The sequence below is a fragment of the Protofrankia sp. CiP3 genome, assembly GCF_917627345.1.
Classification (GTDB): domain Bacteria; phylum Actinomycetota; class Actinomycetes; order Frankiales; family Frankiaceae; genus Protofrankia.
Map to the genome: position 1 here is coordinate 76,012 of NZ_CAKJTM010000005.1, position 16,100 is coordinate 92,111.

At 66.7% G+C, this 16,100-nt stretch carries 10 protein-coding genes; 7 read left to right on the forward strand and 3 right to left on the reverse strand.

The annotated features are described in order from the left end of the window. Nucleotides 1–236 precede the first annotated feature (236 nt). From topA to MJ797_RS03240, 4 genes are all read left to right on the forward strand, one after another. Nucleotides 237–3,266, forward strand: coding sequence for a type I DNA topoisomerase (gene topA, locus MJ797_RS03225; RefSeq protein ID WP_239331664.1), 3,030 nt, complete (start codon nucleotides 237–239; stop codon nucleotides 3,264–3,266). Beyond that, nucleotides 3,266–5,656: a dTMP kinase gene (gene tmk / locus MJ797_RS03230; RefSeq protein WP_239331666.1), complete on the forward strand. Its 2,391-nt coding sequence runs from the start codon at nucleotides 3,266–3,268 to the stop codon at nucleotides 5,654–5,656. The genes topA and tmk overlap by 1 nt, the downstream gene beginning before the upstream one ends. 83 nt (nucleotides 5,657–5,739) lie before the next feature. Then, nucleotides 5,740–6,978, forward strand: coding sequence for a DNA polymerase III subunit delta' (locus MJ797_RS03235; RefSeq protein ID WP_239331668.1), 1,239 nt, complete (start codon nucleotides 5,740–5,742; stop codon nucleotides 6,976–6,978). 80 nt (nucleotides 6,979–7,058) lie between these two features. Next, nucleotides 7,059–8,063 carry a beta-ketoacyl-ACP synthase III gene (locus MJ797_RS03240; RefSeq protein ID WP_255738224.1) on the forward strand — a complete coding sequence of 335 codons (1,005 nt, stop codon included), beginning with the start codon at nucleotides 7,059–7,061 and terminating at the stop codon, nucleotides 8,061–8,063. Nucleotides 8,064–8,127: 64 nt separating this feature from the next. On the opposite strand, the gene MJ797_RS03245 is transcribed toward MJ797_RS03240, so the two are convergent. Then, the gene (locus MJ797_RS03245) at nucleotides 8,128–9,621 is read right to left on the reverse strand and encodes an MFS transporter (RefSeq protein WP_239331670.1); all 1,494 of its coding nucleotides are present in this window, start codon (nucleotides 9,619–9,621) and stop codon (nucleotides 8,128–8,130) included. A gap of 276 nt (nucleotides 9,622–9,897) precedes the next feature. Here MJ797_RS03245 and MJ797_RS03250 point away from each other — a divergent pair, with 276 nt between their 5' ends. Continuing rightward, a complete protein-coding gene (locus MJ797_RS03250) occupies nucleotides 9,898–10,518 on the forward strand; it encodes a TetR family transcriptional regulator (RefSeq protein ID WP_239331672.1) in 621 nt (206 codons plus the stop codon). Between the two features lie 509 nt (nucleotides 10,519–11,027). Further along, nucleotides 11,028–12,233, forward strand: coding sequence for a glycoside hydrolase family 26 protein (locus MJ797_RS03255; RefSeq protein ID WP_239331674.1), 1,206 nt, complete (start codon nucleotides 11,028–11,030; stop codon nucleotides 12,231–12,233). A 20-nt stretch (nucleotides 12,234–12,253) separates the two neighbouring features. Here MJ797_RS03255 and MJ797_RS03260 read toward each other — a convergent pair whose 3' ends face one another. Both MJ797_RS03260 and MJ797_RS03265 read right to left on the reverse strand, forming a co-directional pair. Continuing rightward, the gene (locus MJ797_RS03260) at nucleotides 12,254–12,889 is read right to left on the reverse strand and encodes a TIGR03085 family metal-binding protein (RefSeq protein ID WP_239331676.1); all 636 of its coding nucleotides are present in this window, start codon (nucleotides 12,887–12,889) and stop codon (nucleotides 12,254–12,256) included. A 37-nt stretch (nucleotides 12,890–12,926) separates the two neighbouring features. Continuing rightward, the gene (locus MJ797_RS03265; protein ID WP_239331678.1) at nucleotides 12,927–13,769 is read right to left on the reverse strand and encodes a hemerythrin domain-containing protein; all 843 of its coding nucleotides are present in this window, start codon (nucleotides 13,767–13,769) and stop codon (nucleotides 12,927–12,929) included. A 905-nt stretch (nucleotides 13,770–14,674) separates the two neighbouring features. Here MJ797_RS03265 and corA point away from each other — a divergent pair. Beyond that, on the forward strand, nucleotides 14,675–15,862 hold the full coding sequence (corA, locus tag MJ797_RS03270) for a magnesium/cobalt transporter CorA (RefSeq protein ID WP_239331680.1): 1,188 nt from the start codon (nucleotides 14,675–14,677) through the stop codon (nucleotides 15,860–15,862). Nucleotides 15,863–16,100 lie beyond the last annotated feature (238 nt).

Sequence of the window (16,100 nt, forward strand, 5' to 3'; positions counted from 1 at the left end):
GTGCGCGACACGGCGTACGGTCTCCTCCGGCGTCCACAACACCGGACGCCGGAGAAAGCCGCCGCGCCGCCGGCTGACATACCGGTGTGTGTCGACCTACTGTCGGGATATGGGCCCGGGAGCTCGCAACGAGCCCCAGGCCGGTTTCCACCGGCAGTTTGGCCGTCCGCACCGCAGCCCGACACCCTACGAGCCGCACAGCCGAAGTCGAACCACCCCCTGCAACGAGGAGAGAAGTGCCCCCGCGCACGAAGCCGACAAATAGCGGGACGCGCCGGTCGAACGCCGGGTCATCGAGCGCCGGGTCATCGACGCCCGTCGTCGAGCCCACGGCCTTCGGCACCGGCGCCGAGCCCGACACGGACATCGACACGTCCGGCAACGGCACCGCATCCCGTCCCAGCACACGGACGAACACGAATAGTAATCGAATCGGTACCTCATCGACCGCTCCCAGCGGCACCGGGACCCGGCTGGTGATTGTTGAGTCACCCGCGAAGGCAAAGACCATCGCCGGGTACCTCGGCCCCGGCTGGCAGGTCGAGTCCAGTATCGGACACATCCGGGACCTGCCGCGCAACGCCGAGGAAGTGCCAGTCGCGCACAAGGGCAAACCGTGGGCCCGGCTCGGGGTGGACGTCGACAACGGCTTCGAGCCGCTCTACGTCGTCACGCCCACCAAGAAACCCCAGGTCAGCAAGCTCAAGGCGCTGGTCAAGGAAGCGAGCGAGCTCTACCTCGCCACAGATGAGGACCGCGAGGGCGAGGCGATCGCCTGGCACCTGCTGCAGACGCTGAAGCCGACCGTGCCGGTGAAACGCATGGTCTTCCACGAAATCACGCCTCAGGCGATCCAGCGAGCGGTGGACAACCCGCGCGAGATCAACGAGAACCTGGTCAACGCGCAGGAGACCCGGCGCATTCTCGACCGGCTCTACGGCTACGAGGTCAGCCCGGTGCTGTGGAAGAAGGTGATGCCGAAGCTGTCGGCCGGTCGGGTCCAGAGCGTTGCGACCCGCATCCTGGTGGAACGCGAACGCGCCCGGATGCGCTTCACCGCGGCCGAGTACTGGAACATCGAAGGGGTCTTCGGGACGCGGGCGACGCGTGACGGCGCTTCGCCGGACCGGGTACCGGCTGCCGCGGCGCCCGACGGCACTCCACTGCCGGCGAACCTGGTCGCGCTCGACGGCCGACGGCTGGCCACCGGACGCGACTTCAGCTCCTCCGGGGAGCTCACCGCCGCGGACGTGGTGCGGCTCGACGAGACCGCGGCGCGCGCCCTGGCCGGCAGGCTTGTTGACACGATCTTCACGGTTCGGTCGGTGGAGACCAAACCGTACCGCCGCTCTCCCTACCCGCCGTTCATGACATCCACCCTGCAGCAGGAGGCCGGCCGCAAGCTGCGCTTCTCCAGCCAGCGGACGATGCAGGTAGCGCAGAAGCTGTACGAGAACGGCTACATCACCTATATGCGGACGGACTCGACGAACCTGTCCGAAACCGCGCTCACCGCCGCCCGGGAGCAGGCCCGAACCCTCTACGGGCCGGAGTACGTGCCCGAGCGGCCCCGTACCTACACGAAAAAGGTCAAGAACGCCCAGGAGGCGCACGAGGCGATCCGACCGGCCGGGGATCACTTCCAGACCCCCGGCGAGGTGCGTGCCGCACTCCGCGACGACATCGACGGCTATCGGCTCTATGAACTGATCTGGCAGCGGACGGTCGCAAGCCAGATGGCCGACGCTCTCGGTACGTCGGCGACGGTCCGGCTCGGCGGGGTGTCCAGCGCGGGAGAGGATGCCGAGTTCTCGGCGTCGGGAAAGGTCATCACCTTTCCGGGCTTCCTGCGCGCCTACGTCGAGGGCGCGGACGACCCCGACGCGGAGCTTGAGGACCGTGAGCGCCGCCTGCCAGCTGTCCGCCAGGGCGACCGGTTGACCACCCGCGAGTTGAATCCCCGCGGGCACACGACCAGCCCGCCGCCGCGCTTCACCGAGGCGAGCCTGGTCAAGACCCTTGAGGAACTTGGCATCGGGCGGCCGTCCACCTATGCGTCGATCATCGGGACGATCCAGGACCGCGGGTACGTGTGGAAGAAGGGCAGCGCGCTGATTCCCAGCTTCGTCGCGTTCGCCGTGGTCGGCCTGTTGGAAGAGCATTTCGGCCGGCTGGTCGACTACCGCTTCACCGCCTCGATGGAGGACGACCTCGACGACATCGCGGCCGGTACGGCGGCGTCGATCGACTGGCTGACCCGGTTCTACTTCGGTTCGGACGTGGGCCAGCCGGGCGGCGTCGCGCGGTCAGGCGGGCTCAAGCACCTGGTCGGCGAGCGGCTCGGAGAGATCGACGCCCGCGAGGTGAACTCGATCCACCTGGGTACGGCGGATGACGAGCAACCCGTAATGATCAGAGTGGGCAAGTACGGTCCGTACATCCAACACGGCGACCAGCGGGCAAGCATCCCCGAAGATCTTGCTCCGGACGAGCTCACCGTGGCGAGGGCGATGGAACTGCTCGACGCGCCGAGTGGGGACCGGTCGCTTGGCACCGACCCGGACAGCGGCGCGACCATCACCGTCAAGATCGGACGTTTCGGCCCGTACGTCAGCACGGACGACGACCCGCCGCGCCGGGCGAGCCTGTTGGCCACGATGTCCGTTGAGACGGTCACCCTCGCCGATGCGCGCAAGCTGCTCACCCTGCCCCGATCGCTGGGCGTTGCACAGGACGGCGAAGAGGTGACGGCCCAGAATGGCCGGTACGGACCCTACGTCAAGAAGGGAGCGGAGAGCCGGTCGCTGGAGTCTGAGGAGCAGTTGTTCACCGTGACATTGGATGAGGCCCTGGCGCTGATCGCACAGCCGAAGGCACGAGGACGCAAGCGAGCCGCGCAAGCCCCGCCGCTGCGCGAACTCGGCGCCGACCCGGCCAGCGGTGCGCCGATGGTGCTACGGGAGGGCCGATTCGGCCCATACGTCACCGATGGTGAGACGAACGCGAGCCTCCGCAAGGGTGACGAGGTTGCGTCGATCACTGTGGAACGGGCAGCTGAGCTGCTGGCCGAACGGCGCGCCCGCGGGCCGGCGCCCAAACGGCGGACAGCGCGCGCCGCCGCATCAGGCGCCAAGGAGCCGGCCGCCACGAAACGGGCCACCGTCCGGAAAGCCCCGGCCAAGAAGGCGGCGAGCGAGAAAAGCACGACCGGGACGGACGGCGGCACGACGGGCGCCTCGTCAACCCAACCACGCCGGACGGACTGATGGGCAACCCGGTAGGCGGCGGCCACGGCCCACCCCGTTCGCGGCCGGCCCCGGCAGCGTCGTCGGATGGTGGCGGACCGTCTACCGGCAGCACATCACCGACGTCCGCCGCAACCCGTGATGATCCGCGCCAGCACACCGAAGGAGATTTCCGCGCGGTCCTGCGGATCGCGCAGTTCCGTCAGCTCTGGCTGGCGCTGGCCCTGTCCAGCCTGGGTGACTGGATGGGCCTGCTCGCGACGACCGCGCTGGCTAGCTCACTGCGGGCGAGCTTCTCCGACAAGGCATTCGCCATCGGCTCCGTACTGATCGTCCGACTGCTGCCAGCGCTGATCTTCGGACCGCTCGCCGGTGTCGTGGCGGACCGGCTCGACCGACGGTTGACGATGGTCGTCGCGGACATCCTGCGGTTCGGGCTGTTCATGTCCATTCCGCTGGTCGGGACGCTGACCTGGCTGCTCGTCGCATCGCTGCTGATCGAGTGCGTCAGCCTGTTCTGGAACCCGGCCAAGGACGCGAGCGTGCCGAACCTGGTACCCGCGCGGCGGCTCGCCGCGGCGAACACGCTGAGTCTGATCACCACGTACGGTTCAGCGCCACTGGGTGCGGCGGTCTTCTCGCTGTTGGCCACCCTGTCGCGGGCGTTGGCGACCAGTGTGTCCTTCTTCGAGACCTCCCCGCTGGACCTCGCGCTCTTCTTCAACGCGACGACGTTCCTGGTATCAGCAGTTGTGATCTTCCGGCTGCGCGGGATCGGCCGGACAGAACTCCAACGCGCCGATGTGCACCCCGGGCTGTGGTCGTCGATCACGGAGGGCTGGCGGTTCGTCGGTCACAACCGGCTGGTCCGCGGTCTGGTGATCGGTATTCTCGGGGGGTTCGCCGGTGCCGGCTGCGTGGTGGCGCTCGGGCGGCTCTACGTCCAGATTCTCGGCGGTGGCGACTCCGCGTACGGTGTCCTGTTCGGCGCGGTGTTCGTGGGACTCGCCACCGGGATGGCGCTGGGACCGCGGCTGCTCGGTGACTTCAGCCGGTCCCGCCTGTTCGGCCTGAGCGTCACCGCGGCCGGGGTGGCCATGCTGGCGGTGGCCGTCATGCCCAACCTTGTTCTCGCCTGTGTCCTGGTCGTCTTCGTCGGCATGTTCGCCGGGATCGCATGGGTCACCGGCTACACCCTGTTGCAGGCAGCGGTAAGCGACGAGCTGCGTGGACGAACCTTCGCGCTGGTCCAGTCCCTGGTCCGTATCGACCTGTTGTTGGTGCTCGCGGCCGCGCCGGCGCTGGTGGGACTCATCGGATCACACCGCATCAGCCTGTTTGGCGGCGTCCAGCTCCGTGCCGACGGGGTCACGATCGTCCTGCTTGCCGGCGGCCTGCTCGCGGTGGCCGTCGGCCTGTTCGCCTACCGGCAGATGGACCAGCGTACCGGCATCGCGATCATTCCCGAACTATGGAACGCCCTGCTGGGGCGTGGGACATCACCACAGCGCCCTCGCCATGCCGGCCTGTTCGTAGCCCTCGAAGGTGGCGAGGGATCCGGTAAATCGACACAGGCCGAACATTTACGATCATGGCTTGCGTCCGCGGGGCGCGAAGTTGTGATCACCCATGAACCCGGCGGGACCACCATCGGCGCAACGCTACGGAAACTGTTGCTCGACCCCACGACGCGGCTGCACCCGCGTACCGAGGCGCTGCTGTACGCCGCTGACCGTGCCGAGCATGTCGCGCGGGTCATCGAGCCGGCGCTGGCGCGGGGCGCGGTCGTCGTCAGTGACCGCTTCATCGACTCATCCGTCGCCTATCAGGGCGCCGGCCGTCAGCTCGGGGCGGACGGGGTCGCGGCGCTGTCGCGGTGGGCCACCCAGTCCCTGGTCCCCGACATCACGATCCTCCTCGATCTTCCCGCCGAGATCGGCCTCCGTCGGGTCCGAGAACGGGCCGAGCGCAACAGCTCGACCCGCGGCCCGAGCGGCCCGGCTACCAGCCCCACAGCCGGCATCGACCGGATCGAGGCGGAGCAGCTTGCCTTTCACGAGCGGGTGCGTGCGGGGTTCCACCGGCTCGCTGACAGCGCGCCAGGCCGCTACGTGGTACTCGACGCGGACCAGCCGCCGCGGACGCTGCACAACAAGATCCGGGATGTCATCAGCGAACGGCTGCGCGCTGATCGCGACTCAGTCGCCGCGGACCCGCCTGTTCGGCCCGCCTCCACCGAACCAGCGGCGCGGCCCGCTCCGGTGACCGCTGAGCCCGTGGCGACCGCCGAGAGCAGGCAGGCTGAGACCGTGCGGGCTGAGAGCATTGCCACCGAGGCGACTACGGCGGTTACGGCCGAGCTGTTGCCCGGCCGCCCCACAGCAACGGGGAAAGCTCCGTCGGCTCGATAACCCGCCTGCCGTCCAGTGGCTCCCCACGGGTCGTGGTGCGGCCCGCCGGTAACCGCCGACCAGCGGCGTCAGACAATGGACGGGTGAGCGTGTGGGATGCCCTGATCGGCCAGGAACCGGTCATCGAGGCCCTCGCGGGCGCAGCCAGCACGGCAGCCGGAGTGACCGGGAGCGGTGGGCTCGTCGCGACCAGAGCCACTATGACCCATTCATGGCTGTTCACCGGCCCGGCGGGCGCTGGGCGGTCGACGGCAGCGCGTGCCTTCGCGGCGGCGTTGAACTGCGAGAACTCCCCCCCGGGATGCGGTGGGTGTCATGGCTGCCACACCGTGCTGACGGACACCGCGTCCGATCTGCGCTCGGTACGCCCGGAGGGGCTGTCGCTGGGCGTGAAGGACATCCGGGAGCTGGTGCGCGACGCCGCGAGCGCGCCGACATCCGGCCGCTGGCGGGTGCTGCTTCTCGAAGACGCCGACCGGCTTACCGATCAGGCCGCCAACGCCCTGCTCAAGGCGTTGGAGGAGCCCGCCAAGCGATCGGTGTTCCTTCTTTGCGCGCCGTCGGTCGACGACGTCCTGCCGACAGTGCGGTCGCGCTGCCGGGTCGTCTCGCTGTGCCTGCCCACCCCCACACAGGTCGCCGCGGTGCTGGGACGGGACGGGATCGATCCCGCCCTTGCCCAGTTTGCGGCCCAGGCGGCCGCGGGCGATGTGGACCGGGCCCGGTCGCTGGCCACCGACGAAGCGGCGCGGGACCGGCGCACCGAGGTACTGCGTATCCCGACCCGCCTGCAACGCACCGGGGACTGTCTCGACGCGGCCGCGGACCTGGTGGCTGCCGCGAACGCCGACGCGGACGCCGCGAACACGAATCGTGATGAGGCCGAAACCGAGGCGCTGAAGATCTCACTCGGTGTGGGTGCAACATCCGCTGGCAGCACGGCGAAGCGTGCGCGGGCACCAAAGCCCGGCGCGAAGACCCGGGCCGTGACCGTTCGGGGTGCCGCCGGAGCTCTCAAGGAACTAGCGAAAACGCAGAAAAGCCGTGGCCGACGGACCGTGCTCGACTCGCTTGACCGGGCGCTGGTCGACCTCGCCGGCTGGTATCGGGACGTGCTCGTCGTCCAGCTGGGTGCACCGGTCGACGCGATCCACCCGGACCAGGGCGATGCCGTGACGCGGGCCGCGCGGGCGTCCACCCCGGAGCAGACGCTGCACCGGCTCGAGGCGGTGCTGAAGTACCGGCGGAAGCTCGCGGATAATCCCGCCCTCGTCCCGCTACTGGCTATAGAAGCACTCACCCTCGAACTGCGCACCGGGTAGATCATTACCCACCGTGTAGACAACAGTGCCAGTAAGTCATTCCGTGCCGTGAACAGGGGACAACATAGTATGCTCCGGATGTGAGTGGAATCATCCAGGCACGGATCCGCCCCGCCGGCAGCCGAATTCTTGGCGTGGGCGCCTATCGTCCCATGAAAATAGTGTCCAATGCTGAGATCTGTCAACGGATAGACTCCACTCCCGAGTGGATAGAATCTCGGTCCGGTATTCGCAGCAGGCGATTCGCGGCTGTGGATGAATCGCTGGGAGCAATGGCAGCCACAGCCGGTGGCAAAGCTCTGGCCAGCGCCGGCGTCGGAGTCCCGGATGTTGATTGCATCGTGGTGGCCACCATGTCCCATGTCACGCAGTCGCCATCGGTGGCCACCGACGTAGCTAACCGGCTCGGCGCCCGGCAGGCGGCCGCGTTCGATCTCTCAGCAGCATGCGCGGGCTTCTGCCATGCTCTCGCGGTGGCCAGCGACATGGTGCTCGCCGGCAGCGCCAAGTACGTTCTGGTGATCGGCGCCGAACGGATGTCGGACATCATCGACCCGCATGACCGCGGAACGGCTTTTCTTTTCGGGGACGGCGCCGGAGCGATTGTCGTCGGGCCGTCGGAAACAGCGGGCATCGGGCCGGTCGTATGGGGTTCTGATTCCTCGGGCCGGGACGCGATCGGACACGATCGCTCCTATCTGGAATGGCGCGACAACCCAGAGCTGCCATGGCCGACAATGCGGATGGCGGGGCAGCGGGTATACCGGTGGGCATCATGGCAGATGGCGCCCGTCGCGCGCCAGGCCCTCGACATAGCCGGGATCAGCGCGGACGAGCTCGCCGCCTTCATTCCCCATCAGGCCAACATCCGCATCATTGACATGCTCTGCAAGGTGCTCGCCCTGCCCGGCACCGTGGCCGTCGCCCGGGACGTCGCGGTGCACGGGAACACCTCGGGTGCGTCCATCCCGCTCGCGATGGACGAGGTTCTCGCGAGCGGTGCGGTGCCGTCGGGTGGCCTCGCGCTGCTCATCGGCTTCGGCGCGGGTCTCGTCTACGCGGCCCAAGTCGTCCGGCTCCCCTGACCTCTGGCCCCTGACCTCCGGGGTCACGGGTCTTCGGCAGGGGCCTGTCTCCCGCCGGCGCGGGCTACCTGTCGGCGACGGCGGCCCCGGAACCACGAGCGCTCCGGGGCCGCGGCACGGGGTTGGCATCCATCCGCTCCGGCGCGGCCACCGCGATGCCGTCGGCGCCCGACGACGGCCGGACGTTCGGCAGCGAGGCGGCGGCGACCACGGCCACGGCGAACCCGGCGGTCATCAGCAGGAACGCGTTCGTGTAACCACTTTCATGCGGCAGTTTTCCCACGCCTGCACCGGCTGTGATGACAGTGGCGGTAACGGTGGTGCCGATGGAACCACCGATCGTCCGGATGTTGGCGTTCATCCCGGACGCGATTCCAGTCTGGTCAGGGCGAACCGCTACAACCACGAGGTGTGACATCGCCGCGAACCCCAGCCCGATACCTACTCCCAGCAACGAGGTGGCGATGTAAATCATGTAGCTCTGGCTGTGCGCGAACGTGAGGACGCTGGTGGCGGAAGTCGCGATGAGCGTACCCAGGAGGAGCGGGATCTTCGCGCCGTACAGGGCTCCGATACGGCCGGCGAATATTCCGGCTACCAGCATGAATACGCTGGCCGGCACCATGTAGAGGCCAGCCCCGGTGACGCTCGCCCCGAACCCGTAGCCTGCCGACCGAGGCGTTTCCACGAACTGCGGTACGAACACCATCACCGAGAACATCGTGAAGCCAAAGAGGACCGCGGTGATGTTCGTCCGGTACACCGTGGGAATCCGCATCATCCGCATGTCCACAAGCGGCTTGGCGCTACGGCTCTCAACAGCGAGCCAGAGTGCGATGAGCAGCCCCGCCAACGCGAACAGACCGAGGACCGAACCGGATTCCCATCCCCACCGGGGCCCCTGGCTGATCCCGAGAAGCAGCACGACAAGCCAGGCGGCAAGCAGCAACGCGCCGGTGACCGACACGTTCCCACCCACGCGGACGGGTGACTCCGGCACCCGCAGCACGGTCGCCACCAGCGCCACGGCAACGGCCATCGCGGGCAGCCAGAACAGCCAGTGATAGCCCAGGTGGCTGCTGATCGGCCCGGAGATGACCGTCCCCGTCCCGGAACCAACCCCGAGCACGGCCGACACGACACCGATCGCGCCGCCGACCTTCTCCGGCGAAAACTCGTCCCGGATGATCCCGAACGCGAGCGGGAAGATCGCCCCACCCACCCCCTGGATAGCCCTGGCAAAGAGCATCACGGGCAGTGACGTCGCAAGCGCGGCAATCACTGTGCCGATACCAAGTACCGCGAGCATAACGACGAGCACGCGCTTCTTACCGTAGACATCTCCGAGACGCCCGAGGATCGGGGTCGCCACGGATGCGCTGAGCAGGTAGGTCGTCATGATCCAGGCAATGCCCGCCTGACTCGCGCCGAACTCCGCCCGGATCGTCGGCAGCGCTGGCGCGACCATCGTCTGCAGCAGCGAGAAGGTCAGCGCCGACAGGCTGAGAGCCGCGAAGGTCACCGATGACGAGCGTCTTCCATCCACCCCGGCCGTCATACTGGACAGTCCTCTCGTTCGCTGATAAGAGCACATCCCATGATCAACAAAACATACAACAGGATGAGACTCAGTATCATTGACGATACCAAGTATCTATTTATCAAAAACGGCACCGGGATGTGGCCTACACTTCATCTCTGGCGATCGGCTTGAGATCGGCTTGGCGACGTAGATCACCACCTCGCGAAACGGCCGCGGAGCAACAATGATCATTGTGGTAACCCCGAACATCAACGGACGCATCCGACGACCACGACCACGCAGGTGACTTCTATGACCAACCCGACCGGGATAACCGCCTTCCGGGAACGGCTACGGACGACCGTCCGCGGTGACCTGGCGCAGGTCGCGGTCGAGCTGTTCCTCGAGCACGGCTTCGACGCCGTCACGGTGGATGCGATCGCCACGGCGGCCGGTGTGTCCCGCAGCACCTTCTTCAGGTATTTCCAGACGAAGGAGGATGCGGTCCTGGCGCATGTCGAGGCCCGTGGGGAACAGTTCCGCCAGGCCGCGCTGGCCCGGCCGGCCGGCGAGCCCGCGCTCCTGGCGGCACGCAACGCCCTCACCCCCCTGATCGAAGACATGAGCCGCAACCGCGAGCGGTCCGTGGCGATCAACGGCCTGATCGAGAGAACCCCGTCCCTGCGTGCCCGCAGGATCGACAAACAGCTGGTCCTGCGCACGATGCTGGCCGATGCGATGGCGAACCGGATGGCGACGGATCCAGCGACCGACCTTCGGCCCGCGCTCATCGCCGGCGTCACCCTGAGCGTGTTCGAAGCCGCTCACACGGCATGGCTGAGCGCCGACGACGACACCGACCTGGCCGATCTGGTGGACGAGGCGTTCGTGACGGTGGGCGCGGCGTTCGCCACAGCCGCCGTACAGCCCTGAACAAGCCCCCCACGATCCAGCCCAGATATTGACGGACTCAAACAGCAACAACAGGAACAGGCAACTTTGCCTGGAAACACATTTCTTCATCAAGATAGAACAACATAAACACAACAAACGACGGACCGCAACGGCTCCACCTTCGCGCGGAGATCTGATCAAAAACTCTTTGACCTGCCGATATACCCATCCGCAGGGCATTGAAGCGGGTCCGTGTAGCCTCATCGTCCGATGATGACTTTGCTGCCGCCCGCCCAAGTCAGATCCACTGAAGCCCGTCGCCCAGACGCTCCCCCCAGCTACAGATCTTGCGCACTCTGTTGTGTCGCAGCCCTCCCGGGCGGAGGGGATCGACCATGAAACACCAAAAAATCTTCAAAAGAACACGGATGCCACTCCGAAACACAACGCCGGCTGATTCGACACGTCTGACAACGGAGCGACACGAAGCCGACCGGATCTCTGTCGAGAACAGGTACGCACATGCGCCCGGCAGCCCGAGGACCTCGGTGCGCAAGGTGCTGTCGCGGCGCGGCCGGCTCTGGTTCGCCGGCCTGGGTGTGCTGACGATCGCAACCACGAGCCTCGGCTGCCACATCGCTCCCACCGGCCGTAACGAGGTCAGGAGCGTGATGGTGGCAGCCCCGCCCGCTCCATCCGCGGCCGATACCGCCGGCACGCTCACCCCCCCAGCCAGCCCCGGTACCGGCACCGGCGCGGCGGACGACGCCCCTGAGGCGGCGCCGTCCGCCGCCACCGTCCGATCAGCCGCCGTGACCGCCGGGGCGCCCGGCACATCCATGACGGCCGACGAGCCCACCGGATCGGCGGCCACAGCGCAGGCAACCGCCGGGTGGATGAGCGGCGTCGCCGCAGGCACCCTGACACAGGCGAACCAGTGGTCGGCCTTTCGCGGACGGCCGGTCGACGTGGTCGTCACCTTCGCCGACCGGTCAAGCTGGGAAACGATAACCCATCCGTGGCTCGGCGCGGGCCCGGAGAAGTTCGCCGGTTTCCCCGGCACCTGGGTGATCAGTCAGCCGTTCTTCCCCGCCTCCGGCGGCGACATCGGCGCCTGCGCGTCAGGAGCCTACAACTCCCACTGGCAGGAGTTCGGCCGGTGGCTGACCAACCAGGGCCGCGCGGCCACCGTTGTCCGGCTGGCCTGGGAATTCAACGGCAGCTGGTTCCCATGGTCGGCCTCGAGCAGGCCGGGGTCGTGGGTCGGCTGCTTCCAACAGGTGGTTGGTGCCATCCGGCAGACAGATGCCCAGGTCCGGATCGACTGGACGATGAACTCACATACCGACGGGGCATTCGGCTTCTACCCGGGTGACGCGTACGTCGATGTCATCGGCATCGACACCTTCGACATGTGGCCGGCAAGCACGGACGAGAACTCCTGGAACACCCAGTGCAACGAAGCCGAGGGGCTCTGCTCAGTGATCAGATTTGCCCGCGCGCACGGCAAGAAGTTCTCCGTACCGGAATGGGGACTGGTCGGCAAGCAGGACACCGGTGCCGCGGCAGCCGGGCAGTCGGGTGGGGACAACCCCTTCTACATCCGGAAGATGCACGACACGTTCGTCGCCAACGCCGACGTCTTGTCCTACGAGGCGTACTTCAACAGCCCGGACGCGGGCAACGTCCATTCCGCCCTGGTCAACCCGACTGAACAGCCCAACGGCGCCCAGACCTACGCGTTGTTGTGGTGACGGCGTCAGAGCGCGACCGGTCACCGGCTGGCCTCTCCGCCGGTGAACGCCGCGACCACGCCATTGTCACCGTGGACATCAACGACGGCATGGTCGCGGCGGCCGAAGGCGAACAGGAGGAGTTCGGCCGGATTACCGACGAGGGTTACCTCATCGGTGCCACGGCGCAGTACGACCCGCCCCGGGCCGTCGGCGCGCTCAGCAACCACCCCGACAGCGGACCGTCGGTAGGCGGCCCGGCCGAACATCTGAAACGATCGCCAAAGCGCCCGCTGCATCCCGTCGTCGAGCTGGGATCCGCTCCAACCCGGCCTGGCCCGTCGAACATCCTCATGATGGACGAAGAACTCGACCAGGTTCGTGGCGTCATCGACCAGGCCGAAACGGGTTGGATGCCACCATGGTGGACCGTCACGGAATGTCCTCACCAGGTTCGGGAAGGTATCACCGCGCATCGTGGCTCTTTCCGCCATCGCCGTCACACCATGCAGTGATTTAATCACGAAACCAGGCAGCGCGTATGGCACCCGGTCCCGAGTCACCAAATGGGCAACAAGATCATGAGCGGTCCAGCCGGCACACAGCGTAGCCTGAGCCGGACCGACCTCGTCCAGCAGATCCGCAAGAGCCACACGCTGCGCACGGGCACGTCCCATGCACGCAATGCTAAAACCTTCGCATCCCCCTGGCTGGCTACCGACGCGGTCGCCACTCGCCTCGGGGTCCGCCCTCCCCCGCCCCGGCCGCCGGGGAACCCTTGGGTGCCGGCCGCTGAGCGGCGGTGCTACCGGCGTCGGTGCCGGCGGTGCCGCCGGTGTCCGGCGGCGGGACCGGGCGGCCGAGCAGGTACCAGCCCCACAGGCCCGCCGGTGCTGGTGCGCGCACCGGTCCATCCGCGGCAATGCGGGCGTCCATGGTGTCAAGGATGTGATCCCAGCTCCCGGCGAGCCGCAGCACCAGGCTCCCGACGACAGCGGTGCGGGGAAGGTGCGGATGCGGGCGGGTAGGTGCCCGCCGCATCGATCGTCGGAACGCGGCGGCCATCCGGCGCCGGTCGTCTGGGGAGAGCGCCTTCTCGAGATCGGCGACCAGGATGTCCTCCGCCGCGATGTGCTGTTCCTCAAGCTCGGCAAGACGCTCACGCAGTCTGCCCATCGACTCGTCCGGCCGGTGGACATCGCCTTGGATGTACTGGGAGATGCCGCGTAGCACCGACGCGGTTTCCCGCCCCTGGGCACACAGTTCGGCGATGCGCGGCCGACTGTCCGGGAGGCGGCGACGCGCCATGGGATAGACGGATGTCTGCACGGCGTACATATGGGCACTGATCGCCGCAACCGCCGTGTCGGCGGCTCGCAACGCGCGTCTCGGGTCCCCCGATGTCGCAGCCTCAGTGAAGGTAAGACCAACAAGGTGCGTCGCGGCGTCGTGCGACGCTTTGATCATTTCAGGCAGGGGCATCCCGCTCGAATCGTCCCGCTCGCCGGCTCTGGCCTTCTCGGTCGTCGCAGTCCTCCCCGGCCCTGTTGTGGACATCATCGCCACCCCCAGCCTGCGTACTGCCGATATGCGACCAATATGCGACGACCGAGCCAGCGGCTGAATCGACGCTCCTTGGAGCGCCCGGCAACAGGGCCGCCCAGGCGCCGCCGCGCGTCATCGCTCCCCATCCATCGCCACGCGATACATGGGTACCCCGGCTCGTCGGCCGCCACCCACAACCTCCGGTGGCTCCCCGCGCAGCCGCGCGATGCACGCACCCCAGCCCCGCTCCTTGATCCACACCCCTGTCGTCAGACGCCCTTAATCACCAGACAAACTCTATACCCAACATTTCAACTTCGCTATCCACCGTCAATCACAACAGATCGCCCAGCTGCTCAATCACGGCCGGCGCGCACGGCAACCAACGCCTGGCATGGCACAAACCGCCCATCGCCAGCAAGATCGTTAAGCACCACCACCATCGCGGTCGGCCGGCAAACGGCCAAGAGGCTCCGGCAACAGGACTGCCCGGATCGCGCATCCAGGCCGCCTCCTGGCTGCGTTGCCGGCCAAACCGATACAACTCATCCGGTATCGCTTCAGCCTTCCGCCTTGCCAGGGGCGCCTGGAGGCGGCTCACTGATCGCAAGCCCGATCTCAAACACGCTCTCAGCGGAGCATGATCGGAGGATGGCTCGTCGAGTACCCCCGCCGGTAACAAGGATCAGGCAGGTACGGGTAGAAGTACTGACGAGAAGGCCGCAAAAAGTCCAGCCGCAACCGATTGGAACAGGATGGTTACTCAATGCTGTGGCGCCAGCCAGCGAAGCACCGTTCGACGGTACGGCGATGCGCCAGCGCCCACCCGAAACACCTGGTACCCAAAAAAAGCCAGACCGGCATAACTATCGACCGCATAACAATTAACCGAAGGACATGGACAGGATGATCCGGAAATGAACAACAAGGAGTCTGCTGACGACAGCGGTAATCGGCACAACGGGCAGCTTCCGTTCACACAGGCTGCCGCCAGCCATCCGTCAACCGCGGCAGGATGGCTGGCCGGCGCGCTGAGCAAGCCCGTGTCGCTGGTCCGGATGGTCCCCAAGCGCCGCCGCATACGCCCGGAAAGTCCTTCGACACCGCCCGGCCGAGTGATCGCGTGTCACATATACCGGGACGGCTACCGCGATCCACGATCGATCCACCATACCGACGCGCTGCGTGTTGCCCGGGATCACCGCGGCAGTTTCGCCTGGCTCGGCCTGTACGAACCGAGCGCGACGGAACTGTCCAATATCGCCGATGTCTACGGGCTGCATCCGCTCGCGGTCGAGGATGCCGTCACCGCCCATCAACGGCCGAAACTGGAGCGATACGGGGAGACCCTTTTCGTCGTCCTCAAGACCGCCTGTTACGTGGAACACGAGGAGCTGACCGCGACATCGGAGATCGTCAACACCGGCGAGGTCATGGTGTTTCTCGGCCAGGATTTCGTAGTCACGGTCCGGCATGGGGAACATGGCGGGCTCCAAGCCCTGCGCAGCCGGCTGGAAGCGCACCCGGAAATGCTCCGCCACGGACCGTCGGCTGTCCTCCACGCTATCTGCGACCAGATTGTCGACGATTACCTGGCAGTTACCGAGAAGATCGAAATCGACATCGACGCCGCCGAGGGCTCGGTCTTTCACCGATCGATTCCGCCCGATGCCAGTAAAGTTTACCAGCTCAAACGTGAGGTGCTTGAGCTCAAGCACGCTGTCACGCCACTCGCCGCTCCGCTGCGAGCGCTCACCGAACCGGACGTCGGCGGGATTGCCCCGCGCATCCAGGAATACTTCCGTGACGTGGCCGACCACCTCGAACAGGTCACCGAGCGAATAGCTCGATTCGACGAGCTGCTGTCGTCAATTATTCAGGCGACCCTGACGCAGGTGGCCATCGCACAAAACGAGGACATGCGCCGCATCAGCGCCTGGGTCGCCATCGCCGCGGTTCCGACAGCGGTTGCCGCCATTTACGGGATGAATTTCGAGCACATGCCCGAACTGCGGCAGCCGTGGGGATATCCCGCTGCTCTCTGCCTGATGGCGGCAATCTGCTTCACCCTGCACCGAGCCTTCAAACGGAATGGCTGGCTGTAGCCTTGTACCGCGGTACGCTCAGATATCAACTGACAGCATGATGGACGCTCGTGAATATTGCTGCCGGCTTTCGCGGCCGGTAGCAGAAGGCTGCGATCATTATTTTTGCGTGGCTGACGCCCCAAAACCGGCCGAACTCATGTTTCGTGGTGCCCCGTGTACAAAAATCGATCAGAGTGTTGAAAACACCACATACCAGGCAAATTATCCACCGAGATGGCCGCGCCGCGAAGCCCCC